Annotated in this window: 24 protein-coding genes, 1 riboswitch and 1 other annotated feature; of the genes, 17 read left to right on the top strand and 7 right to left on the bottom strand. The window is 26.2% G+C overall.

All coding sequences use genetic code 11. The features are described 5' to 3' along the window. Nucleotides 1-11: 11 nt before the first annotated feature. Nucleotides 12-419: a type II toxin-antitoxin system HicB family antitoxin gene (locus tag I4U66_RS12755; protein ID WP_195929103.1), complete on the bottom strand. Its 408-nt coding sequence runs from the start codon at nt 417-419 to the stop codon at nt 12-14. A gap of 171 nt (nt 420-590) precedes the next feature. On the opposite strand from I4U66_RS12755, the gene I4U66_RS12750 reads away from it, so the two are divergent. The 3 genes from I4U66_RS12750 (at nt 591) to rocF (ending at nt 3,120) form a co-directional block, all read left to right on the top strand. After that, complete coding sequence (locus I4U66_RS12750; protein WP_092926106.1) at nt 591-854, top strand: Mor transcription activator family protein; 264 nt, start codon at nt 591-593, stop codon at nt 852-854. 152 nt (nt 855-1,006) lie between these two features. Then, nucleotides 1,007-1,957, top strand: coding sequence for an aminotransferase class IV (locus I4U66_RS12745; protein WP_195929101.1), 951 nt, complete (start codon nt 1,007-1,009; stop codon nt 1,955-1,957). Nucleotides 1,958-2,211: 254 nt separating this feature from the next. Continuing rightward, the gene (rocF, locus tag I4U66_RS12740) at nt 2,212-3,120 is read left to right on the top strand and encodes an arginase (RefSeq protein ID WP_195929099.1); all 909 of its coding nucleotides are present in this window, start codon (nt 2,212-2,214) and stop codon (nt 3,118-3,120) included. A 312-nt stretch (nt 3,121-3,432) separates the two neighbouring features. Here the strand turns inward: rocF and I4U66_RS12735 are convergent, their stop codons facing one another. Beyond that, entirely contained in the window at nt 3,433-3,972 is a 540-nt protein-coding gene (locus tag I4U66_RS12735; protein ID WP_195929097.1) for a tryptophan transporter, read from the bottom strand. A gap of 153 nt (nt 3,973-4,125) precedes the next feature. Further along, nucleotides 4,126-4,418, bottom strand: a binding site (T-box leader). Between the two features lie 182 nt (nt 4,419-4,600). Between I4U66_RS12735 and bioB the strand changes: the two genes are divergently transcribed. From bioB to yjeM, 13 genes are all read left to right on the top strand, one after another. After that, on the top strand, nt 4,601-5,551 hold the full coding sequence (bioB, locus tag I4U66_RS12730; RefSeq protein WP_195929095.1) for a biotin synthase BioB: 951 nt from the start codon (nt 4,601-4,603) through the stop codon (nt 5,549-5,551). A gap of 22 nt (nt 5,552-5,573) precedes the next feature. Then, nucleotides 5,574-6,269, top strand: a complete 696-nt coding sequence (bioD, locus tag I4U66_RS12725) for a dethiobiotin synthase (protein WP_207743635.1) — start codon at nt 5,574-5,576, stop codon at nt 6,267-6,269. A gap of 49 nt (nt 6,270-6,318) precedes the next feature. Continuing rightward, complete coding sequence (bioA, locus tag I4U66_RS12720; RefSeq protein ID WP_330617333.1) at nt 6,319-7,695, top strand: adenosylmethionine--8-amino-7-oxononanoate transaminase; 1,377 nt, start codon at nt 6,319-6,321, stop codon at nt 7,693-7,695. A gap of 1 nt (nt 7,696) precedes the next feature. Further along, a complete protein-coding gene (locus I4U66_RS12715; RefSeq protein WP_195237614.1) occupies nt 7,697-8,236 on the top strand; it encodes a hypothetical protein in 540 nt (179 codons plus the stop codon). Between the two features lie 129 nt (nt 8,237-8,365). Beyond that, nucleotides 8,366-9,157 (top strand): 6-carboxyhexanoate--CoA ligase, encoded by a 792-nt coding sequence (locus tag I4U66_RS12710; protein ID WP_195929091.1) that lies wholly within the window; start codon nt 8,366-8,368, stop codon nt 9,155-9,157. Nucleotides 9,158-9,173: 16 nt separating this feature from the next. Continuing rightward, nucleotides 9,174-10,310, top strand: a complete 1,137-nt coding sequence (gene bioF, locus I4U66_RS12705) for an 8-amino-7-oxononanoate synthase (protein ID WP_195929089.1) — start codon at nt 9,174-9,176, stop codon at nt 10,308-10,310. A 55-nt stretch (nt 10,311-10,365) separates the two neighbouring features. Beyond that, the gene (locus I4U66_RS12700; protein WP_195929087.1) at nt 10,366-11,304 is read left to right on the top strand and encodes a hypothetical protein; all 939 of its coding nucleotides are present in this window, start codon (nt 10,366-10,368) and stop codon (nt 11,302-11,304) included. Between the two features lie 205 nt (nt 11,305-11,509). Further along, a complete protein-coding gene (locus I4U66_RS12695; protein ID WP_195929085.1) occupies nt 11,510-12,769 on the top strand; it encodes an MFS transporter in 1,260 nt (419 codons plus the stop codon). A gap of 166 nt (nt 12,770-12,935) precedes the next feature. Continuing rightward, the gene (locus I4U66_RS12690) at nt 12,936-14,282 is read left to right on the top strand and encodes an alanine/glycine:cation symporter family protein (protein WP_166505318.1); all 1,347 of its coding nucleotides are present in this window, start codon (nt 12,936-12,938) and stop codon (nt 14,280-14,282) included. A 93-nt stretch (nt 14,283-14,375) separates the two neighbouring features. Next, nucleotides 14,376-16,028 carry a M20/M25/M40 family metallo-hydrolase gene (locus I4U66_RS12685; protein ID WP_195929083.1) on the top strand — a complete coding sequence of 551 codons (1,653 nt, stop codon included), beginning with the start codon at nt 14,376-14,378 and terminating at the stop codon, nt 16,026-16,028. A 147-nt stretch (nt 16,029-16,175) separates the two neighbouring features. Further along, complete coding sequence (locus I4U66_RS12680) at nt 16,176-16,859, top strand: hypothetical protein (protein ID WP_195237624.1); 684 nt, start codon at nt 16,176-16,178, stop codon at nt 16,857-16,859. Nucleotides 16,860-16,904: 45 nt separating this feature from the next. Next, nucleotides 16,905-17,672: an EFR1 family ferrodoxin gene (locus tag I4U66_RS12675; protein ID WP_195237633.1), complete on the top strand. Its 768-nt coding sequence runs from the start codon at nt 16,905-16,907 to the stop codon at nt 17,670-17,672. Between the two features lie 638 nt (nt 17,673-18,310). Further along, nucleotides 18,311-19,843 (top strand): glutamate/gamma-aminobutyrate family transporter YjeM, encoded by a 1,533-nt coding sequence (yjeM, locus tag I4U66_RS12670; RefSeq protein WP_092926076.1) that lies wholly within the window; start codon nt 18,311-18,313, stop codon nt 19,841-19,843. A 67-nt stretch (nt 19,844-19,910) separates the two neighbouring features. On the opposite strand, the gene I4U66_RS12665 is transcribed toward yjeM, so the two are convergent. Beyond that, nucleotides 19,911-20,189 (bottom strand): hypothetical protein, encoded by a 279-nt coding sequence (locus I4U66_RS12665; protein WP_092926074.1) that lies wholly within the window; start codon nt 20,187-20,189, stop codon nt 19,911-19,913. 230 nt (nt 20,190-20,419) lie between these two features. Here I4U66_RS12665 and I4U66_RS12660 point away from each other — a divergent pair, with 230 nt between their 5' ends. Continuing rightward, nucleotides 20,420-20,887 carry a hypothetical protein gene (locus tag I4U66_RS12660; protein WP_195929081.1) on the top strand — a complete coding sequence of 156 codons (468 nt, stop codon included), beginning with the start codon at nt 20,420-20,422 and terminating at the stop codon, nt 20,885-20,887. A 70-nt stretch (nt 20,888-20,957) separates the two neighbouring features. On the opposite strand, the gene I4U66_RS12655 is transcribed toward I4U66_RS12660, so the two are convergent. Genes I4U66_RS12655 through I4U66_RS12640 form a run of 4 tightly spaced genes read right to left on the bottom strand, consistent with a single transcriptional unit; the run spans nt 20,958 to nt 23,490 of the window. Continuing rightward, nucleotides 20,958-21,788, bottom strand: a complete 831-nt coding sequence (locus I4U66_RS12655; protein WP_092926070.1) for an energy-coupling factor ABC transporter ATP-binding protein — start codon at nt 21,786-21,788, stop codon at nt 20,958-20,960. A gap of 9 nt (nt 21,789-21,797) precedes the next feature. Further along, entirely contained in the window at nt 21,798-22,478 is a 681-nt protein-coding gene (gene cbiQ, locus I4U66_RS12650; RefSeq protein ID WP_092926068.1) for a cobalt ECF transporter T component CbiQ, read from the bottom strand. After that, entirely contained in the window at nt 22,479-22,778 is a 300-nt protein-coding gene (locus I4U66_RS12645; protein ID WP_195929079.1) for an energy-coupling factor ABC transporter substrate-binding protein, read from the bottom strand. It abuts the gene before it with no gap. Continuing rightward, the gene (locus I4U66_RS12640) at nt 22,762-23,490 is read right to left on the bottom strand and encodes an energy-coupling factor ABC transporter permease (RefSeq protein ID WP_166505325.1); all 729 of its coding nucleotides are present in this window, start codon (nt 23,488-23,490) and stop codon (nt 22,762-22,764) included. The genes I4U66_RS12645 and I4U66_RS12640 overlap by 17 nt, the downstream gene beginning before the upstream one ends. 322 nt (nt 23,491-23,812) lie before the next feature. Next, nucleotides 23,813-23,992: riboswitch (cobalamin riboswitch) on the bottom strand. Nucleotides 23,993-24,080 lie beyond the last annotated feature (88 nt).

The raw sequence follows: 24,080 nt of genomic DNA, 5'->3' as shown, positions 1-24,080 counted from the left end.
TAATTAGGAGCTTAATTTTTATTTAAACCAAGACCATCCATAAGAGCATCTTGTAATATTTGAGAAAAATTAACATCATGTTTAAGAGCTTCTTTATTTAACCATCGAGGAATTGTAAGAGTCTTTTTCACTGCTTGATTCTCTATATCTTTTCTATGAATAGACATAACTACATCTATTAATACAGGAATCTGATCAGACTCTAAATGTAAATTTTTTATATTAGTAGGTTCAGGTATTAAATCATTATCCTCTTCCATACCATATAGATGAAGTTCAAGGCCTTCTTTTGCTCTACTAATAGCTTCTTCAGTAGAATCACCACTAGTTAAATAATCTGGTAAATCAGGAAACTCAACTGATATTCCATCTTCATCAAAACTTAATATTGTTGGGAAAATATGATAATTATTAGTCATAAATGAAATATGTAGCTAGACCTAATTGAATATAATAGTGAAGCATAGAGAATATGATTAAAATAAATATTATGTTGAAATAAGCAGAATAAATAACGTTTATATAGGTATATATAAGTGGTAAAATAATTATAAGTATTACAATCTATATCTATTATATGGAGGGATATTATGCTTAAGTATTTAACTAAAGAAGATTTACCAGAGTCTTTAATTGATATTGAAGAAGTAATAGGACTTGATAATGTTAAGGAACTTATAAAATTAGCTGGTGGAAGTAGTGTTTATATACCTAGTGAAAATAGTGTATTAAAACCTATTAGAAATAAGATAATTAGAAAATCTTTTAATGGTAACTATAAAGAGCTATCGAGAAAGTTTGGGATAAGTGAAGTACAAGTTAGAAATATAATCAATTCAAATATAACATATTAAATACAAAGAGGAACGTTTCGTTCCTCTTTACTTATAAACTTAAAACAAAAAATTTCCTTGTAGGAATATATAGATTATAATTTATATGTTTTGTATTAAAAATAAAATAATAACATATATATAATTAAATATAAAACTAGGGGGGATAATCTATGGAGTATGCTGATTTAGACTGGAAAAACCTAGGATTTAAATATAGAGAAACAGATTATAGTTATATATCTAGATATATAGCTAATGATTGGGATGAAGGTAAAGTAAAAAAAGATAGACTAAGTATAGATGAAAAAAAATTAGATGTTAATTCTATAAAACAGTGTTTCGAGGAACTAAAAGCATATAGAAGTAAAGAAGGAGATATATACTTATTTAGACCTTATGAAAATATAGTGAGATTAAATAGAAATTGTGAAAAGCTATTAATCCCAAATATACCAAAAGAAAAGTTTATAAAAGCATTAAAAGATGTAGTGAGAGCTAATGAAAGATTTGTACCACCATATGATAGCAAAGCTAGCTTATATATAAGACCATTTATAAGTGAAGTATCAAACCAATCAAACCTTAAAATACCAAAAGAATACATATTTTCTATATATGTAACGCCAGTAGGACCTACACATATGGATCTTTCAAATATTATAATAACCAAAGATAGGAAAAGAATAGATGAAGTCAGTAATAGTACTAAAAGCTTAAAAGATAAAGAACTTATATATATAAATAAAAATAATAAACTTGAAGATATAAATAATACAAATCTTTTTGTTATAACAAAAAATGATGTGTTTATAAGTTTAAAATCTTCAACAGGACTACCTAGTATAACAAAAAATTCTCTTATGTATATTGCTAAAACCTATTTAAATATGAAGGTAGAAGAAAGAGATATATATTTAGATGAAATAGATAACTTTTGTGAAATTGGAACTTGTTCTACTAAATACATGATAAAGCCTATAAAAAGTATTATATATGAAGATAAAGAGTATATAGTGCAAAATAATAAGATTGGACCTGTTACTAATGAACTTTATGATATATTAAGAGGAATACAATATAAAGATATACAAGGACCAAAAGATTGGGTCATTAAAGTTTAATCAGAATATTAGAGGGCTTTGATGTAGCTTATAAATATTATAATATAAAAATAGGGAGCTAAAAACTAGCTCCCTATTTTTATATAACATGGATGGATTTAGATTATTATTAAAAAATAAGACGATAAAAGGACAAGCTAAATAGTAATTAATAAAAATAGCTTAAGAATAACTTAAAAAATGTATCATAAAATAATTACTAGTAAAGATAGATTTTTAACTATAATAAGTAATTTCTACAAGGGGGATTTTTTATGAATGTAAATTTAATAGGTGTACCTACAAATCATGGATGTGACAGAAATGGAGCTCAATACGGGCCTAAAAAGCTTAGAGAAGCTAATATAGTAAACATAATGAAAAAAAGCGAACTAAGTATATATGATATGGGAGATATCTATGTAGAAGATATTAGAGAGAAAGATAAATTTTTAAGCGATAAAAATATAAAGTACTATAATAGCATATATAATGTTAATCTAAATTTAGCACACATGGTATATACATCTCTAAATAATAAAGACTTTCCAATTATAATAGGTGGGGATCATAGTATAGCATTAGGAAGTATATCAGGTTCAAGTTCATACTTTAAAAATTTAGGGGTAGTTTGGATAGATGCACATGGAGACTTTAACACAGAAATAATATCAGAAAGCAAAAATTCTCATGGTATGCCTTTAGCTTTCTTATGTGGTTATGGAGATGAAAGATTAGTAAACTTATATAGGCATAAAACTAAACTACATGAAGAGAATGTATTTCATATAGGTGGAAGAGATATAGATATAGAAGAGAGAAAATTGTTAGACAATACTAAAGTTAGTATGTATGACAAAAATAGAATTAATAAGTTAGGAATTGAAAAGATAATACATGAAATAATTGAAAAATGTAAAAAACAAAATGTAGATGCAATCCATATAAGTTTAGATATAGATTTTATGGATAAAGATATAGTTAAAGGAACAGGAACAAGAGTTAGTGATGGATATAACATAGAGGATACAAAACTTATATTAAAAGAACTTATAAATAGTGGACTTGTTAAATCTATGGATTTTGTAGAATTTAATCCAATATTAGATGAAAACAATGAAACTCTTAATATATGTACGAACTTATTAGAATATACATCTAACTTAATTAAAAAGTTAAAATAAATAAAATAATTACAGATATATAAGTTATAAATAAGAACGATTTGTAGATAGATGCAATAGTATAGTAAGGGGTGAAGATATGACAAAAGCATATTATTGTCCTTACTGTAAAAACAGACTACAAGTAAAAACTTGTTGAGGAGGAGCCGAATATAGTTGCAGGTTCTGCAATAAGATAATTGCAAATGCTTATGTTTTGACAGAGGAGAAGTTAAGAGAAGAATTAGATAAAAAAGATAAATAAGTGTATAAATTATAAATAAAGCTACCTAATATTAGCTAAATTATAGGTAGCTTTATTTATTGTTTATTTTAAGCTCTAAAACTTCTTTTTAAAGATAAATTGACAATATTATATAAAAATATACCCACAAATAAGTTTATAATACAAGTAGGTAGTACTACTGTTAAAAATAAAGGTAAAAATGGAGCAGGAAGTCCTACGATAGCTTTAGCAGAGATTAAAAATATTGTACCACTAACTAAAGTACCAAAAGGTAGTATAATCATAGCTAATACACTTTCTTTTTTACTTTTAAGAAATTTATCTAAAAGCTTTATTTTATAAAACATAAACATTAGTAAATATATAAAATTAGCAGTTATAACTTTATCTAATAAATTTGGTATTTGGCCACCTGGAAACTTTGTAGTTAAAGCTGTAAATATTCCAGTGACAATTGCAGATATTACACAAGTTTTATAATCATCTTTATTAAGCATCATTACTATAAATAACATAGCAAGTGCAAAATCAGGTTGCATAGGTAAACCTAAAGTAGGGGTGATTTGATGAAGTATTAAACCTATAGCTAAAAGTATTGAATTTGTTGTTATTTTTTTTGTTTTCATAAACGAAAAACCTCCTAAATTTTGATATTTTAATAAAATCTAACCAATGAGTGTTATTATCACAATCAATCTTTCATACCATAGAAATCACCTCCTTAAATGTATTTGTATATAAAATTTTATTTTATAAAATAAAAAAACTCCGTCCTAAATAAATAGGACGAAGTTTTCTCCGCGATGCCACCTAAATTGCAATTTATATACAGTGTGATATCAAATATAAATATATTTAACATAACACTAAATATAAAAATGCCTCTTAAATCAAGTACTAACATACTCTACCTTCTATAACGTGAAGGACACGGTAAATAGTACTCTCTAAATAGATTTCCCTTTACTCCTCAAAGGCCCATTCATTAAGTTTTTTCATACTAAGATTCCACCATCCTTAGCTCTCTATAACGAACCTAAACTTAACTACTACCCCTTATCAATGGATTAATATTTATTTATATTATGGTATTAATAAATTTCAAATTTGTCAATATGAAAAAATAGTTATATAAAAAAATTAAGTTATATAAGAAATATATTTAATGTAAACCTAAAATAAAAAATAGGTTGACGTAAATAAAAAAGTAAACTACTATATAATTAGTACCAGGTAATAAAAGGAGAGTACAAAATGTTATATGAAATGACAAATAAAATAAAAAATGGACATTTAATAAATAGAAAAGAAGCAATAAAACTATTAGACTATGACTTTGAAATTTTAGGAAAGTTTGCAAATGAAATAAGAGAATATTTTTTACAAAATGAATTTGATATTTGCTCAATAGTTAATGGTAAAAGTGGAAAATGTAGTGAGGACTGTAAGTTCTGTGCACAGTCATCTTATCATACTACAGATATAGAAGTTTACCCATTAAAAGATACAGACTACTTTGTAGAAGATGCAAAATATCATAAAGATAGAGGTATAAAAAGATATTCAATAGTAACATCAGGAAAAAAATTAAGCAATATAGAAATAGATAAAATAGTAAACTCCTATAAGGCTATAAACAAATATGTAGACATAAAAACATGCGCATCACATGGTTTACTTAGTAAAGAAGATTTAAGAAAACTTAAAAAAGCTGGTGTCAAAAGATATCATAATAATTTAGAAACATCAAGAAATTACTTTGACAATATATGCACAACACACACTTATGATGAAAAAATAAAAACTATAAAAGACGCACAAAGTGTAGGACTAGAAGTTTGTAGTGGCGGTATATTTGGTCTTGGAGAAAGTGAAATAGATAGAATTGATATGGCTTTTGAGATTAGAGATTTAGGGATAAAGTCGATACCACTTAATGCACTAGATTATATAAAAGGAACAAAAATAGATAGTAAATCTATTAAGGAAGAAGACTTTTTAAAGATGGTAGCCATATATAGATTTATAAACCCAAGTGCTCAAATAAGATTAGCAGGTGGTAGAAATTTACTAACAAACTATGGAGAATTAGCTTTTAAATGTGGTGCTAATGCTACTATAAGTGGTGATTTATTGACAACTTGTGGAAATAGCATAGCTGATGATATAAAAATGATAGAAAAATTAGGATTTGAAGTTAGATAATTTAAAAGATTGGATGATAAATATGGGAAAAGGTATATTTGTAATAGGAACTAACACAGACATAGGAAAGACTTTTGTAAGTGGAGCTATAACTTATAAATTAAAAAAACATAATAAAAATGTAATAACATATAAGCCAATACAAAGTGGAGGTATAGAAGAAAATATAAAAATAATACCGCCAGATATTAAATATATTAAAGATATTTGTGATTTAGAAATAGATTATAAAACTATGAATACTTACTGCCTAAAAACAGAAGTATCCCCTCATTTAGCGTGTAATATAGAAAATGTATATATAAATAAAGAAAATATAATAAATCATTATAACAAACTTTTAAAAACATATGATTATGTTGTAGTTGAAGGTGCTGGAGGTATAGTTGTTCCAATAACTAATGATTATTTTTTATATGACCTTATAAAAGACTTAAATATGGATGTAGTAATAGTAGCAAGTGCATCTGTTGGAACTATAAACCATAGTGTATTAACCTATGAGTTTTTAAAGTCTAAGAATATAAAATGTAGAGGAATATTTATAAATAATTACAATAATCAGTTTTATGAAGATGACAATATAAAAATGATAGAAAAAATAACCAACCTTAAGGTACTAGGTGTTTTAAATAAAATTAAAGAGTTTAATAAAGAAAGTATATGTAAAGAATACGACAAACTTGATTTAGAAAATATACTTTCATTGTTTGAGTAAAAATTGTATTAAACATAGATGATTTTTATAAAAGTAAGGGAGAAAAAGTATGAGTATGAAAAAACTTCAAGAAAAAGATTTAAAATATATATGGCATCCTTGCTCTCAGATGAAGGACTATGAAACTTTTAAACCTATAGTAATAGAAAAAGGTAAAGGTGTATTTTTAGAAGATGTCAATGGAAAAAAATATTTAGATGCAGTTTCATCTTGGTGGGTAAATTTATTTGGTCACTCAAACGAAAGAATAAATAAGGCCTTATACAATCAAGCAAATACTTTAGAACATACTATATTTGCAAACTTTAGCCATAAACCAGCCATAAATCTATGTGAAAAAATTATAAATATAACTCCAGATAGATTAGATAAAGTATTTTTTGGAGATAATGGATCTTCAGCTATAGAGATAGCTTTAAAACTAAGCTTTCAATATCATCAACAGATAGGAAAGTGCAAAAAAACAAAGTTTGTAAAAATTAGTGATGCTTACCATGGAGAAACAACAGGAGCTTTAGCAGTTTCTGATATGGATTTATACAGTAAAATATATAAACCAATGTTACTTGATACTGTAAAAGTAGAAGGACCAGATTGCTTTAGATGTAAGTTTGATAAAAATAGAGACACCTGTAATGCAGAGTGTTTTATAAATATGGAAAACACTATAAAAGAAATTCATGAAGAAGTAAGTGCAATAATAGTAGAACCTATAGTTCAATGTGCGGCAGGAATGAAGATATATTCACCTAAGTATTTAGTTCATCTAAGAAAATTATGCGATAAGTATGATATAAATCTAATAGCTGATGAAATAGCAGTAGGTTTTGGGCGTACTGGTAAAATGTTTGCTTGTGAGCATAGTGATATTTCACCAGATATAATGTGTTTATCAAAAGGACTTACAGCAGGTTATATGCCACTATCATTAGTTTTAATGAGTAACAAAATATATAATGCTTTTTATGATGAATATAATACAATGAAGGCATTTTTACACAGTCATAGTTATTCAGGAAATGCACTAGGATGTAGTGTAGCAGTTGAGACCTTAAAAATATTTGAAGAAGAGAATGTATTAGATAAAAATAAAGATAAAAGTGATTATTTAAGAAAAAAGGTGGAAAGTGTATTAAATGATATACCATATGTTGGTGAGTACAGACAAATAGGTATGATAGGTGCTATAGAATTAGTTAAAAATAAAGATACTAAAGAGCTATTTGAAAGTGAAAAAAGAGTAGGGTACAACATATATCAAAATGCCTTAGAAAAGGGAGTTTTACTTAGAGCTTTAGGAAATATAATATACTTTATGCCACCATATGTTATAAGCAAAGAAGAAATAGACTTTATGGTAGAAGTAGCTAGAGATAGTATAATAAAATACTTTAAGGAAAATCCAGTTATTGATAAGGAGATATAATATGAACAATAAAACTAGAGAAATAACACTAGTAGCATTATTATCAGTAATAATAGCAATATCAGGAACCTTTAAATTACCAGGAATTATACCAGGAACAGAATTTCAAATGTCAGCACCAATTGCTATAGGTATATGTTCTACTTTTGGATTTAAAAGATATATAAGTGCAGGAATAATAGCTAGTATGATAAACCTTATTATGGGAACTCATACAATTTTAAATGTAATAGTAGCTATGACATTTAGAGTAGTAGCAGGTTCACTAATAGGTATTTTAGGTAGTAATATAATAGTAGTATCAACAGCCGGTATAGTAGGTACAGCAGTAGGTAGAGTAGTAATGGCAAGTATTACAGGTACACCGTTTAAAGCATTAATTTTATCAGCACTACCCGGGATGATTTACACATTACTGTCTTCATATTTTGTATATAAAACAATAGAAAAAATAGTAAAAGTAACGCCTTATAAGTCATTTATAAAAAAGTATGATAAAAAAGAAAATGCAGTAGTAAATATTAAAGAAGAATTAGTATAAACCTATAAAAATAAATTAGAGATTAGTAAATCATAAACTAAAATATAAAATGCTATATTCAGAAGTAATATTTTATCTGAATATAGCATTTTAATTATAACTATAAAATCATATAAAGGATGATAACAAATGAATTTATATAGTATAAAGATGAGAGGGTCAAAAGAGCATAATCATATATCTGGAGCTGAAAGTATAGTAAGTGAAAAAGATTTACAAAATGCAGTTAGTGTTTTAATAAAAAGAGCATTAACTCATTCAAAAGGAAAAAGTGATTATATTAATATAAAAATAGAAGAGGTTAAAAAAGAAGAATTAAAATATATAGATCCACTTTATGTTACAACTTTAAATACCAAAAATAAAAAAGAAAGCTATGAGTTTCTATATAATAATTTACTAAAATTAAATATAAATAGTAAAAATGCTATATATATTATAGATTTATTTAAAAGTATAAAAAATATGAGAGGTGCAGTACTTCTTGATGTTAATAATCTTAAAAGACTAGAAAAAGATAAGTTAAGAGGAATAAGAGCCACTTATATGGATTTTGAAGATTCAAAAGTAGATATGTTAGATAAACAATATGAATGTACTGACAACTTAAATAAAAATGAAAAGCTACTTCAAAATACACATTTTATAGAAGCGTTATGCTTATCATCTAAGGTATGCAATGCTCCTAATATAGTAGGTGAAATATGTTGTTCTGATGATAAAAATTATACAACAGGATATATAGCAAGTAAAAAATTTGGATATATAAGAGTTAAACATATGAAAGACATAGGTGAGGATAGAGGGGGAAGAATATTTTTATATGACTCTACTATAGATTCTAAATATACACTTGAAGATACTATAAAATATCTAGAAAATACCAAAGTAATAGTTAAAGACAAAGTCATATTTAAATAATAAATAAGGAGATATAATGGATAAAATAAAAGCAAAACTACAACAAATAAAAGAGAATAATCTTTATAGAAAGATAAAATATTTAAATAAACCACAAGATAAATATACAACTATAAATAACAAAAAAGTACTTTTAATGTCTTCTAATAATTATCTTGGGCTTTGCAATAATGAAGAGGTTAAAAAAAGCGCAATAGAATCTATTAACAAATATGGATTAGGTTCTGGAGGTTCAAGATTAACTACAGGTAGCTATGATTTACACAAAAAATTAGAAGAAAAAATAGCAAAGTTTAAAGGGTATGAAGATGCAATAATATTTAATACTGGGTATATGGCAAATATAGGAGTAATCTCAGCTATATGTGATGAAGATTATTATATATTTAGTGATGAATTAAACCATGCATCTATAATAGATGGGTGTAGATTATCAAAAGGAAAAACTATAGTATATAAACATAATGATATTAAAGATTTAACTAACAAGATAAAAGAAATAAATCCAAAGCATGGAATAATAGTTACTGATAGTGTATTTAGTATGGATGGAGATATATGTAAACTAGATGAAATAGTTAAAATAGCTAAAAAACATAACCTTATATCTATAGTAGATGATGCACATGCTACAGGAGTAATAGGAAAAACTGGAAGAGGAAGTAGTGAGTATTTTAATATAAAACCAGACATAACAATAGGAACACTTTCTAAGGCAATAGGAAGTGAAGGAGGATTTGTATGTGCTAATAGTGATATTATTGATTATTTAAGAAATAAATCAAGAAGCTTTATATTCTCAACAGCACTTTCTCCAGCAGTTATAGGGGCATCAATTAAAAGTTTTGAAATTATTGAAAATAATCCATACTTAGTCAAAAAGCTAAAAGAAAATGTAGAATATCTATGTAAAGGTCTTAAAAATATTGGATTTGATATTAATAGAGAAACACCAATTATACCTATATTAATAGGAGATGAAAAAAAGGCAATTAAAATAAGTGAAAGTTTACTAGAAGAAGGTATACATATACCAGCAATAAGATATCCAACAGTAAAAAAAGGAGAAGCTATACTTAGAGTTACACTAATGGCAACTCATGATTTTTGTGATATAGATTTAGTAATAAATTCTATTAAAAAATTAATATAGTAAGAAAAATAACTATGATATGTTATAATGGATTAAAACGCCTAAGGAGGAAAATATGACAAATAGCCAAAACTTTAAGAGATATCTAAAAGAAAATGACTTAAAAGGATTAAAAACTATAAAAAAATCAGAACTTCACAATCATTGTGGCTTAGGTATGAAATTTGATAATATACATAGCTATACAAAAGGTAAAATAAAAAGACCTTCTAAAGAGATGAAGGGAATAAAAGGATTAGATGATTTTATATTTAATGAATATATGAATCATATAAAAACTAAAGAAGATTTTCTATGGACAATAGAAGCAACTATTAAAGATGCTATAGATGATAATATAGTAATACTTGAAGCTAGTGTAGACTGTCATGATATATTAAGATTTGAAAATGATAAAGATTTTTTTGATTGTATAGGAAGCTTAGTTGATAAGTACAAGGATAAAATAGATTTTAGACCAGAAATAGGTATAGCTAAAAGTATAAGTGATGAAAATCTTGAAAAACTAATACCTAAAATTATAGATAGTAAAGTGTTTAAGTCTATAGATTTATATGGAGATGAAGAAATAGTTGGATTTGATAGATATAAAATATACTATGATTATGCTAAAAAAAATGGACTAAAATTAAAAGTACATGCAGGAGAGTTTTTAGGTGCAGAAAATGTTAAAGAAGCTATAGAAACTCTTAATATAGATGAACTTCAACATGGATTTAGAGCAGTTGAAAGTGATTATGTATTGGACATGATAAAAGAAAGAAATATAAGATTAAATATATGCCCTACTAGTAATATATATCTAGGGGCAGTAGATGATATAAAAAATCATCCAGTTAGAAAAATATATGATAAAAATATAAATATAAGTATAAACACTGATGATTTAATAGTATTTGATTCCACTGTAAGTGAAGAGTATTTAGTGCTTTATAATAATCATATATTTAATGAAGATGAACTTGATAAAATAAGAATAAATTCTTTAAGATAAATGCCATTTATATGGCATTTTTTTTATAAATATTTAGAGTACATTTATTATAAAGGTAGTTTTAATAAAAAAGCATAATTAAAATTACATTTTAGCAAAATAAAAAGTCTTTTATAAAAATTATAGTTTATTAACAAGTAAAATATTTGTATACTGAAATAGTAAGGTAAAATAATTAAAAATAGTAAAAGGATAGGGGAGTAAGATGAAAAACTATAATAAAACTAAATGGGGTATATGGTCTGTACTTACATTTTCTTTTGTAATAGCTTATTTTCTAAGGTTATCTACGGCAGTTATATCTGATAATTTATCCTTAGAATTAGGATTTAGTAATATAGAAATATCTAATATTGCATCATTTACTTTATATGCATATGCACTTATGCAAATACCAGGGGGAATACTTCTTGATAGATATGGACCTAGAAAAGTATGTAGTATAGGTATGCTTATAGGTGGAATTGGTTCTATATTGTTTGGATTTATAGAAGGGATAAAAGTAGCTTATCTATCTAGAGTAATGATAGGTGCGGGAGTATCTGTAACTTTACTTTCTGTGTTAAAGTTTCAAGGAAGTTGGTTTAAAAAAGAAGAGTTTACATCAGCTACAGCTAAGTTTTCTTTTATAGGGTGCTTAGGTGGTGTATTTGCAACATTTCCATTAGTATTTCTAAATGATATTATAGGTTGGAGAAATTCTTTTATATTAATAGGTATTATAGGAGTTTTATGTGGGATAGTAATATATTTAGTAGTTAGAGATACCCCAAAAGAATATGGATTTAAAGTTGATATAGAAGTTATAGAAGAAGAAAAATTAAATTTATTTAAAGGATTAAAGTCTGTATTTAGAAATAAAGCGACTTGGTATAATTCTTTAATTATGTTTTCTATGGTTGGTATAACTACCGCATTTAGTAGTTTGTGGATAGTATCGTATATTACAGATGTTTATGAAGTTAAAAAGAGTGTAGCAGCTTTTATTGCATCATTTTTGACTTATGGTCTTGTATTTGGTGCTTTATTTATGGATTATGTATTTGCTAGAATAAAAACTAATAAATTTAATGTTATAAAATTTGGCAACATAATAAATATATTCATATGGTCTTATATAATACTTATAAGTAATGTCAAGCCACCTATTTTCACTCTTCCAGTATTATTTTTTATAGTGGGAACTATAAATATGAGTCATATACAAGCATTTAATGATGTTCAATATAAAAATGAAGAAAAATACTCAGGATTATCTACTAGCGTTGTAAATACTTGTGAATTTATCGGTAGCGGTATAATAAATTTATTTATAGCTTTTACTATAGATATGAATGCTAGTAATGTAGTACTTGGGTATAAAATAGGATTTGTGATATTTATAGCTATGAATATCATAGCTTTAATATCTGCTAACATGGGTATTAGAGAAGACAAAAAGGATTTAGCTATAAAGGTAAATTAATATTTAATCAAACAAAAACACTAATGTATAGGTAATTATAAATTCTTATACATTAGTGTTTTTTATTATATTAAAAATAATAACTTTATACATTTATTAGATAGTATAGGAATATTGTTTAATAAATAGAAACTTCTCTATTTAATAAATTTATGGAGTTGGTATAATGTTTGAATTATTTGAAAGTTTTACTAATTGGCTATGGACATATCCTGTTTTAGTTATATTAGTAGGTGGTGGTATAGTAATGACTTTCACACTTAAGTTTTTTCAATTTACTAAGTTACCATTTATACTAAAACAGACTTTCGGGAAGATGTTCGCTAAAACTGATGGTGATGGGACTATAAGTCCATTTCAAGCAGCGACTTCAGCGCTTGCATCTACTATAGGAGCATCAAACATAATAGGAGTTCCACTTGCGGTAGCTACTGGAGGCCCTGGGGCTATTTTTTGGATGTGGCTTATAGCATTATTTGGATGCGCCCTTAAGTACTCAGAAATAATACTTGGTATAAAGTATAGGGTGAAAAATGAAGAAGGAGAGTATGTAGGTGGACCAATGTATTATATAAGAGATGGATTAAAATTGCCTTGGCTTGGTAGTTTATTTGCATTTTTCTTAATGATAGAAATAGCTCCTTCAATAGCAACGCAATCAGCATCTTTTGTTCAAAGTGCAGAAACCATAAATATAGCACCTATTGTATCTGGAATATTATTAGTGGCATTTGTAGGTTTTGTAGTATATGGTGGTATAAAAAGAATAGGAAAGATAACAGAAAAGTTAGTTCCTATAATGGCATGTCTATACATAGTTATGGCTTTAATAGTTATTGGTCTTAATTTTACTGAAATACCTAGAGCATTTATGCTAATAATAGAGAGTGCTTTTACACCTGTAGCAGCCTTTGGTGGATTCGCGGGTTCAGCAGTAGCATCTACCATAAAAGCAGGAGCAGCAAGAGGAGCTTATTCAAATGAAGCTGGTATGGGTACATCTACTATAGCACATAGTGCAGCAATAACTGACCATCCTGCAAGACAAGGTTTATGGGGAGTATTTGAAATAATAGTAGCTACATTAATAATATGTACTATGTCAGGATTTTTAGTATTAACAACAGATATATGGACGCAAGTTGGTGCTAGTAAGGCAGCAGCTATGCCAGCTATGGCAATGCAAACTGTATTTGGAAGTAGTTTTGGTGGAGGAATGTTAACTATTTGTATGCTTTTATTTGTATTCTCAACTATGATAGTAATAATATTTTACGGAGAAAAACAAGCTGAATATTTATTTGGAAGTAAGTTTGCTAAGGTTATGAGAATAGTTTACTTGGCATTTATAATGGTAGGTGCTTTAGTAGATTTAAGAAGTGTAATTGTATTATTAGACTTTACTTTAGCTGGAGTAATAGTTACTAATATGATAGGAGTTTTACTACTTAGAAAAGAAGTTAAAAAAGAGTCTGATAGCTTTTTTAACAATAAAGAGTTAATGAATAAATAGTTATTATAAATAAGTTTAGATTAAATGTTATTAACTGATTTATTTTTAAATGCATTACTATAATTTTTATATATAAAATTAGGGGGAATTTTTATGTGGTTAAGTAGTGAAGAACTTAAAAGTTTGGCTATTGAGTTAGTAGGTCAAAATAGTGTATCAGGAACTAATAACGAAGAAAATATGGCAAAGTTAGTGTATAAAAAATTATCAGAACTAGACTATTACAAAGAAAATCCAAATCATCTACACTTAGTTCCTTTAAATGATAGTTTAAATAGATATTTTGTGTGTGCACTTATGAAATCTAAAAAGCCGACTAAAAAAACATTACTTACAGTAGCGCACATGGATACAGTAGGAATAGAAGATGCAGGTAATTTAAAGGAATATATACTAAAACCATATGAGTATACTAAAAGATTAAAAGATAATATAGATAATCTAGACGAAGATTCCAAAAAAGATTTACTATCTGGGGAATGGTTATTTGGTAGAGGTATAATGGATATGAAGACAGGTCTTTCTATACAAATGTCTTTAATAGAGTATTTTAGCAAATTAGAGGATTTTGAAGGAAATATAATGCTGCTTGCTGTACCAGATGAAGAAACAAACTCAGAAGGTGCAATAAGTGCCATTCCTTTTGCTAATAAAATATTAGAAAAAGAAAATTTAGAAGCTATAACAGTACTTAATTGTGAACCAGATTTTGCATCTTATCCAGGTGATGACAATAAATATATATATCTAGGAACTTGCGGTAAACTACTTCCAGGTTTTTATGTAGTAGGAAAAGAAACTCATGTTGGAGAAAGTTTATCTGGAATAAATGCTAACTTAATAGCTAGTGAGCTTATAAGTAGATTAGATGTAAATACAGATTTTTGTGAAGACGTAAGCGGTGAAGTTACTATGCCTCCAACTTGTCTAAAATATAAAGACACTAAGGATTTATATAATGTCCAAACTCCAATATCTTCTATAATATATTATAATTTACAAACATTCAAAATGAATCCTAAAGAAGCCATAGATAAATTTAGGGATGTGTGTGAAGAATCTATAAATGAAGCTTATAATAAAGTTAAGAAATATCAAGAAATATACAAAAATAAAAGTAAGTTGCCAGTAAAAGACATGGATTTAGATGTTAAAGTTCTTACTTTTGATGAATTTTATAGTCAAGTATTAAAAGATAATGGTGAGGATTTTAAAAGTCACTTAGATGAAATGATAAATATATGGATAGAAGATGAAACTTTAGATGAGAGAGATGTTAGTACAAATATTGTTAAAGAGGTTCATAAGTTTTCAAAAGACAGAAATCCTATGATAATAATATTCTTTGCACCACCATATTATCCGCATGTAGGACTTGATGAGAGCAGAGAATTTGATAAAAAGCTTATCAAAGTAGCTGATAAAATAATAGAAAAAGGTAAGAAGGAGTATAACGTAGATATTAAAAAACAAAAATACTTCCAAGGGCTATCTGATTTAAGTTATTTTGCACTACAAGATGCAGATGATGTTATAGACTTTTTAAAACCTAATATGCCTTCACTTGGGTATAAGTATAAGTTACCGCTAGAAGATATTAAAAAATTAAATCTTCCTGTTATAAACTATGGACCTCATGGAAGAGATCCTCATAAGTTTACTGAAAGAATATTAGTAGACTATTCTTATGAGGTCGCTCCAAAACTTATAAGAGATCTAGTTTATGAGATATTTAATATAAAATAAAACAATAGAAATATAAAAAGCTATCTATTAATGATAGCTTTTTATATAAGCAAATTTATATATAGATGTAATATAAATTTGTTTATATAATTTTAAATTGTAGTAGAATATTAAATATAGACAAATAAAAAATGAGGAGCACATGGTATGGACAAAAGAAAAAAAATTATAATAAGCACCATAGTAGGAGTTTTAATCATAAGTGGCTTTTTTATATTTAATAAGAAAGAAGAAAAAGAAGTTACTATAACCCCTACTAAAAAAGAAGAAAATGTATCAAATAAAACAGAAAGCATAGAATTTTTAGAGTCAGTGGCTGGAATTAAAGCAAATAACGTAGAGATAATAAAAAATCCAGTAGGTATAAAAGGTGAATTTATAGTACCTAAAGAAGCTATTTTAAATGGAGTTAATTATTTTCTAGAAAAAACTAAAAATAATAAAATAAATAAATTAAGTATAAATATAGAAGATGGATATATAAAAGCAAGAGTAAATTATGAAATAATGAAAAATATAACCACTCCAATAGAAGTTAAAGTTATACCATCTTTAAATAAGGATAAAGATTTAGTATTAAATATAGAAGAAGTAAAATTACTTGATTTAAAGATAGCTAATTTTATAGTAGATATGGGATTAAATAGTTTTATAAAAGATTGGTTCCCAAAGGAAAAAGGTATATTAGTAGATTTTAATGAAGGAAATGTGATAGTACATAAAGAAAACTTCAAAGATATAAAATTAGAAAAGATTAAATTAAACTCTAAAGGACTTAATATTGATATGATAATAAACTTAGAAAATATAATGCTAAAAGAGTCAAAATAAAGCTTTGTATTAGGGTTATATGAGTTATAAAAAGGAGGCGATTATTTGTATAAACAAGGGGCAGTAATTTATTTTTCAGGAACAGGAAATACAGAGTACGTAGCAAAATTATTTAAGGAAAATTTTGAGTTAAGAAATATAAGTATAGATCTTATAGATATACAAAAGCATAATAAATTAGATAGAGAGTATGATTTTTATATATTTGGTGGACCAATACATGCTGATATGATACCTGATATTTTAATAGACTGGATAAAAAATATAAAAGATACAAATAAAAAATGTATAATATATTCAACACTTGCAGATAAAGAAGACAAACAAGGAAGAAAATATCTTGGTAAAGTAGTTAGTAAAAAAGGATTTGAAGTATTAGTGGATGAAGCTATTTCTATGCCAAATAATTACTATGTAGCTTTCTTTAAAAGAGATAGTGAAGAAGAAATAAAACAAAGCATAGTAAATGCAAAACCAAAGGTAGAGGCTATAGTAAATAAGTTTTTAGAAGAAAATTTAAAAATTATAAATTATAGTAAAAAGGTATTTAGCAGTAAAATAGTTTATGATATGTTTTTATTATATACTAAAAAATTTCCTAAAAAGAAATTTTCATTGGATAAAGATAAGTGTATAGACTGTAATATGTGTGAAAAAAATTGTCCTACTAATAATATATCTATGAATAATAAGCAATTGACATTTAAAAATCAGTGCATAGGATGTTTAAAGTGTATACATAGATGTCCTACTAATGCTATTTTATACAAAAAACAAAACTTTAAACAATACAATATAAACAAATATATGTAAAATAAAAGATATAGAAGCTAGTAAAAGCCTCTATATCTTTTTTTATATATCACTTATACTTTTAACCTTTTAACTATTTTCAGTGGTTTAATATATAATAAAAATATTGAGTAATTTTAAATTGAACTTTATATTTTTAAAGAAGAAAACAATTGCAAATTTATAGTTAAAAGTTTATCAATTTAGAAATTAAGTAATCACAATAATAAAAATAAAAGAAAAATTATTTTTTTAAAATCTTCTTATTAATCTTTCGTTTGAATAAAATTTAATCAATTATTCAAAAAAGTCAAAAATTGAAAAGTTATTAAAAATAATTAATGAATTAAATGATTAAAAGATTTGAAAATACTAGTATCAAAATAAAGTAAACACATTGAAAAATGTAGCATTAGTATATGTTAATTTTGAAAAGGCAAATACTTATGCAAAGAAAAAATATATAAAAATGAAAATTAAAATTAATAAAAAATTAATTTTTAGAAAAATAAAATAAGTTAGAAAATAGAAAATATTGTGAAAACACTACAGAGTATTGTCGAAATAGCTTGTCGAATGTTATAATTTTATCATCCCTTAAGTAATACAGATGAAATTACAAAAGGAATAATCAAAAATAAATATTATGAGGTGCAAAAATGGGAAACAACACAAGTAGTGCAAAGAAACTTACTTTAATGTCATTAATATTAATGATATTTACATCAGTGTTTGGTTTTGCTAACATGCCAAGATCATACTACTTAATGGGATATGGAGCTATACCTTGGTATATACTAAGTGCATTAGTATTCTTCATACCTTATGCATTCATGATGGCAGAATACGGATCATCTTTCAAAAATGAAAGTGGTGGTATGTATTCATGGATGGAAAAATCTGTAGGACCTAAGTATGCATTCATAGGAACATTCATGTGGTATGCTTCTTATATAATATGGATGGTTAACGTATCTTCAGGTATATGGATACCGTTTTCGAATGCCATATTTGGAGCAGATATAACTCAAAGTTGGAGTTTATTTGGATTAAGTTCAACTCAAACTATAGGAATACTTGGTGCTTTATGGATAGTATTTGTTACAGTAGTAGCAAGTAAAGGTGTTGAAAAGATAACAAAGGTTACTTCTATAGGTGGTACATTTGTTGCCTTATTAAACATAGTATTATTAGTTGGAGCATTAGCTGTAGTTATATTTAACGGTGGAGAATTAGCTCAACCAGTAAACAATTTTGCAGATGCATTTTTAACTTCTCCAAACCCTGCTTACCAAAGTCCATTAATGGTATTATCATTTGTTACATTTGCAATATTTGCATTTGGAGGACTTGAAGTTTTAGGAGGATTAGTTGACCAAACTGAAAATGCTGAGAAAACATTCCCTAAAGGTCTTGCTATATCTGCTATAGTTATATCTATAGGATATGCTATTGGTATATTTGCATGTGGTATGTTCACTAACTGGGCTGATATACTATCAGACAAGAGCGTTCACATGGGTAACGTTGCATATGTTTTAATGCAAAACTTAGGATACCAATTAGGACATGCTATGGGAACTACTGATGCTGTAGCTATGCAAATGGGTGCTTGGACAGCTAGATTCGTTGGTTTATCAATGTTCTTAGCATTCATGGGAGCATTCTTCACATTAACATATTCACCACTTAAAACTTTAATATCTGGTTCACCTAAAGAAATATGGCCAGGTAAGTTTGCTGAGATGAAAAATGGTATGCCAGTAAACGCTATGAAAGTTCAAGCTATAATAGTTATAGTTATAATATTAGTAGTAGCATTTGGTGGTAAAGGAGCAGCTGACTTCTTTAATATATTAGTTCTTATGACTAACGTAGCTATGACTATACCATACTTATTCTTATCATCAGCATTCCCAGCTTTCAAGAAAAAGCAATTAAATGGTGAAGTTGATAAAGCATTCGTAGCTTACAAGAAACAAGGTGCTGCAACACTTGCTGCTTGGATAATAGGAATAATGGTTGGATTTGCTAACTTATTCTCAATAGTACAACCTGCAATAGATGGAAAGTTCTTTGATACAATAATGATGATATTAGGACCAACATTATTTGGTTTAATAGCGTTCTTATTATATAGTAGATATGAAAAGAATCATTTAAGCAAAAATAGTACAAAAAAAGCAAGCTAGAATATAACTGATTAGTAAAATAAATTTCATGTTTGAAACTTTTAAAATATAGCTATTTAAGTTTAACTTAAGTAGCTATATTTTTTTGTATATAATTTAAAGAATCATCTAAATTATTAAATGTTTTTCTAGGTATTATAAGTCTTTCTATATTATTGCCAACAGTATAAAAATCAAATATTTTATCTATTCTTATTTCTATAAAATCATCAATATAACTTATATATATACATTTAGTATATTTAAAGTAGGTTTTAATAATTACTGCTTTAGTACTAGTAGTTTTTATTAAGGTATAGTCATATAGATTTAAGTTTTTTTCTAGATAATTTATATAGTCATCCATATAATTCCTCCTTAGAATATATTATAATTAGATTATTGACAAAAGATAAAAAAATAATCTATAAAACATTAAATTATATACTTAAATAGATTAAAATAGCTATTATTAATTTATGTTTCAATAACAAAAAGGTTGATTTGTCCATTTTGCCAATGGTTTTACAAAACTTGTAAAATAAATAACAATTGTGTATGATAAAATTATTAATATGAAATTCATGGAGGGCAAATATGAAATTAGTAGATTTAAACAATTACATATTAAATGATTTTGATAAGAATATCTTCAAAAGAATGACTAAAGATAGTGAAGTAAATTTAAATAATTATGTTTGTAGCGTTATATGTGATTTAGTAAACTTTATACCTATGGGGGAAGAATTAAAAAAAGAAACAAAAGAAAATATAAAAAACTGTGATGAAGTAGAAGTAGGTGAAATAGCAACTTACACAAGTTTAATACCTTATGTTCAATTAGAACTTAAAGATAATAAAGATGTGGCTATAATTGCTAATAGCTTAGTTGAAAAGCTTATAAGTTATATAGTGGGATACTTAAGCAAAGAAGAGTTTGATAACAACTTAGAAAATATTCAAGGTATGTTAAATATTTCTTATATGTTTTATGATGGGCTAGTTAAATACTTTACTTTTAATAGAGAGTATATAGTAAGTACAATAGAAAAAAATATTAAATAATAAAAATGCTGGATAAGGTAATGGGCCTTATCCAGCATTTAATTATTTATTAAGTTTAAAATAAAACATGTTATACAAGAGATGTAAGTTGATTAGTATTTACACATTGATTAAAGTAATTATACAAATCTTCTTCTTTTTTGAATAAAGGCAGATTCATATTTTTATGAACTTTTACAAGCCAAGGGATATTTAATCCTACTTCCTCAATAATCTTAGCTTCTTTAAAAACTTCCATACAATTACCTTCAATAACAATACTACCTTTATTTAAAACATATATATAATCACAAATCTCATATATTAAATCCATATCATGACTTGAAATAACTACTTTAATTCCATTATCGCATAAATTTTTTAAAATATTTACTATAGCTTTTGTGCTTTTAGGGTCAAGTCCTGCTGTAGGTTCATCTAAAAGAACCACTTTATTTTCCATAGCTATAACAGAAGCTATAGCTACTCTTTTTTTCTGACCATAACTTAAAAAGTGGACTGGTTTATCTATTAAATCTAAAGCATTGACTAATTTTAATGCATTATGTACTTTTTCTTTTATTTTATCTTCGGGTACACCTATATTTCTTAGTGAAAAAGCAACATCATCATATACTCTTGAATAAAATATTTGCTTATCTGGATCTTGAAATACTATACCTACTTCTTTTCTTAAATTGTACAAATCTTTCTTTTTATATGAAAGTTCTTTATTGTTATAAAATATACTTCCTTCAGAGGGCTTTAATATACCTACTAGATTCATAAATAAAGTAGACTTACCAGAACCATTAGCTCCAATTATCCCAATCATATTTCCTTTTGAAAAATCTAAATTTATATTGTTTATTGCTTTATTTTCTTTTTCATATTTATATGTTAAATTATTTACCTTAAACATGATAATCTCCTATATATGAAATTTCCCATCATACAACTTCATATCTAAGGTTATACTCATATCTTCATATTTTCTCATCATTCTAAAGAATAAGATTTTTATAAGTAGTGCTGTTGAGTTATAAGAATTTTTTAGATTTATATAACCAAATCTTAATTCTTGAGATTTATAAATATCTTTTATTTCTTCTAAAAATATGAATATGAATCTATATGTCAAAACCATAAGTTCTACTAATGTATCTGGGATATGTAATTTTTTTAATATAATTATTAATTGGTTAAATGGTGTAGTAAGTATTAAAAAATAAATAGATATAACTGAACTTATAGCTCTTAGTAATATATAAATTGAGTTTTTAACTGAAAATAAAGTTGTTCCTATATATAAGTTAAAAACTTTGATGTTAAATATAAAGCCTTGATTTTCAAATGATATGTTAATCATATTAAGTATAGTTCCTATAATTAAAAAATATATAGGTATCCTTAAACATTTTATATATAGTTTAATATTAACTTTTGCTATAAAAATGATTAAAAAGCTTACTATTAACATTACCAAAAAATGAAGCATTATATTATTTATAATTACAGAAATAGTTAAGGCTAAAAAGCTAATAAGCAATTTAGCCATAGGGTTAGTATTTCTTAAAGCATTTGTATATGCACATTTATCAATTTCCAGCATTTATTTTTTTTCACCTTTTTTTCTTCCTAGATAGTAGCCTACAAATCCAGCTCCTATGGCAGCTTGAGTAGAGAATAGTAAGCTTTCTATTTCTCCACTAGGTGGCTCGTATAAGCTACTAAACCAAGGTTTATAATCAGGATTTATCTCTGTTATTAGGCCCTCTGCCTCTCCATCAGCACCACCATATTCAGCTGATGAATTTAATAATAAAGGAGTTATTATAAGTATTATGGTTAAAGCTAATAATATTAAATTTTTATTTCTAAGTTTGTTTTTAGTTTTAGAATTTGTACTCATTAATTTCAACTCCTTCTTCATTTTGTGTTATTAAATTATATACTAAAGTAGTTAATAATCCTTCTGCTATAGCTATTGGTATTTGAGTCGTGAAAAATACTCCTAAAAATTTAACTAAAGACATCATAACTCCTCCACTAGGGTCAGGGAATGCTAGTGCCAATTGAGTTGCTGTTACTGTATATGTAGCTAAATCACCTAAGGCTGCTGCTAAAAATACACTCATTCCAACGTTTACATTTCTTTTTCTACAAAGTTTAAATATAAAATATGACACTATTGGTCCAACTATTGCCATTGAAAATGCATTAGCGCCTAAAGTAGTTAATCCTCCATGTGCAAGTAATAATGCTTGAAATAATAAAGCTATTGTTCCTATTACTGCCATAACAGCTGGTCCAAATAATATTGCACCAAGACCTACTCCTGTAGGATGTGAACAACTACCTGTTAAAGACGGTATTTTTAGTGCTGATAACACAAATACAAAAGCTCCTGCTAAGGCTAATAAAACCTTCTTTTTAGGATCTTGCTTTACTATGGTATTAATAGATTTTAACCCATATATGAAAAATGGAATAAATACTATTGTCCAAAGTATAGACCATTTTGCGGGTAAATATCCTTCCATAATATGCATAGCACTAGCATTTAATGGATTTAAAATGATAAGTAGCACACCTGCTACTAATGATAGTGGTAAAAAATTCATCTTTATACCTCACTTTCAAAGTTTATTAAATTTTTATGTGATAAATTAATGTAAGTATATAATGGGTAAAGACGAAATTTGATTTGCTTTAACTAGATGTCTAAAATTTATATTATTCATAATCAAAAATTAGATTAGTTTGATTAGATATATTTAATTTTAAATTAAGTTATCAAAACTATATACATTCAAAATTAAATAGATTTTGTCACGAACTAAAAAATCCTAATCATTGGATTAGGATTTAAATAACTTTCTAATTAATACCTATTTATTAAAAATAAGGTATTATTCTTTATTATTTTCCTTCACCCCGAAGAATATAATTTAAGTATTATAGGCAGGTCTCCTGGCTTAGCTTCATTTTACTACTTTCCCTTCCCATAATAAATTACAGTGGTTTTGAAAGTTTCATCAGCTTTACAGTAGCGGGGGCTGCAGAGGAATCTAACCTCTTTCCCTATTAATTTTAATTAAAAAAACCTAAAATACAAATTTTTAATTTATCACATATTTATATAATACTACAACTTTTATTATATTCCTCTATTTTTTATAAAAAAATATTAAAAAATTTAATTAAATCTTAA

The organism is Romboutsia sp. D33t1_170424_H2, from assembly GCF_015669105.1.
Classification (GTDB): Bacteria; Bacillota; Clostridia; order Peptostreptococcales; family Peptostreptococcaceae; genus Romboutsia_C; species Romboutsia_C hominis.
Note: the sequence above shows the minus strand (reverse complement) of the source record. Positions and strands in the feature narration are given on the sequence as shown.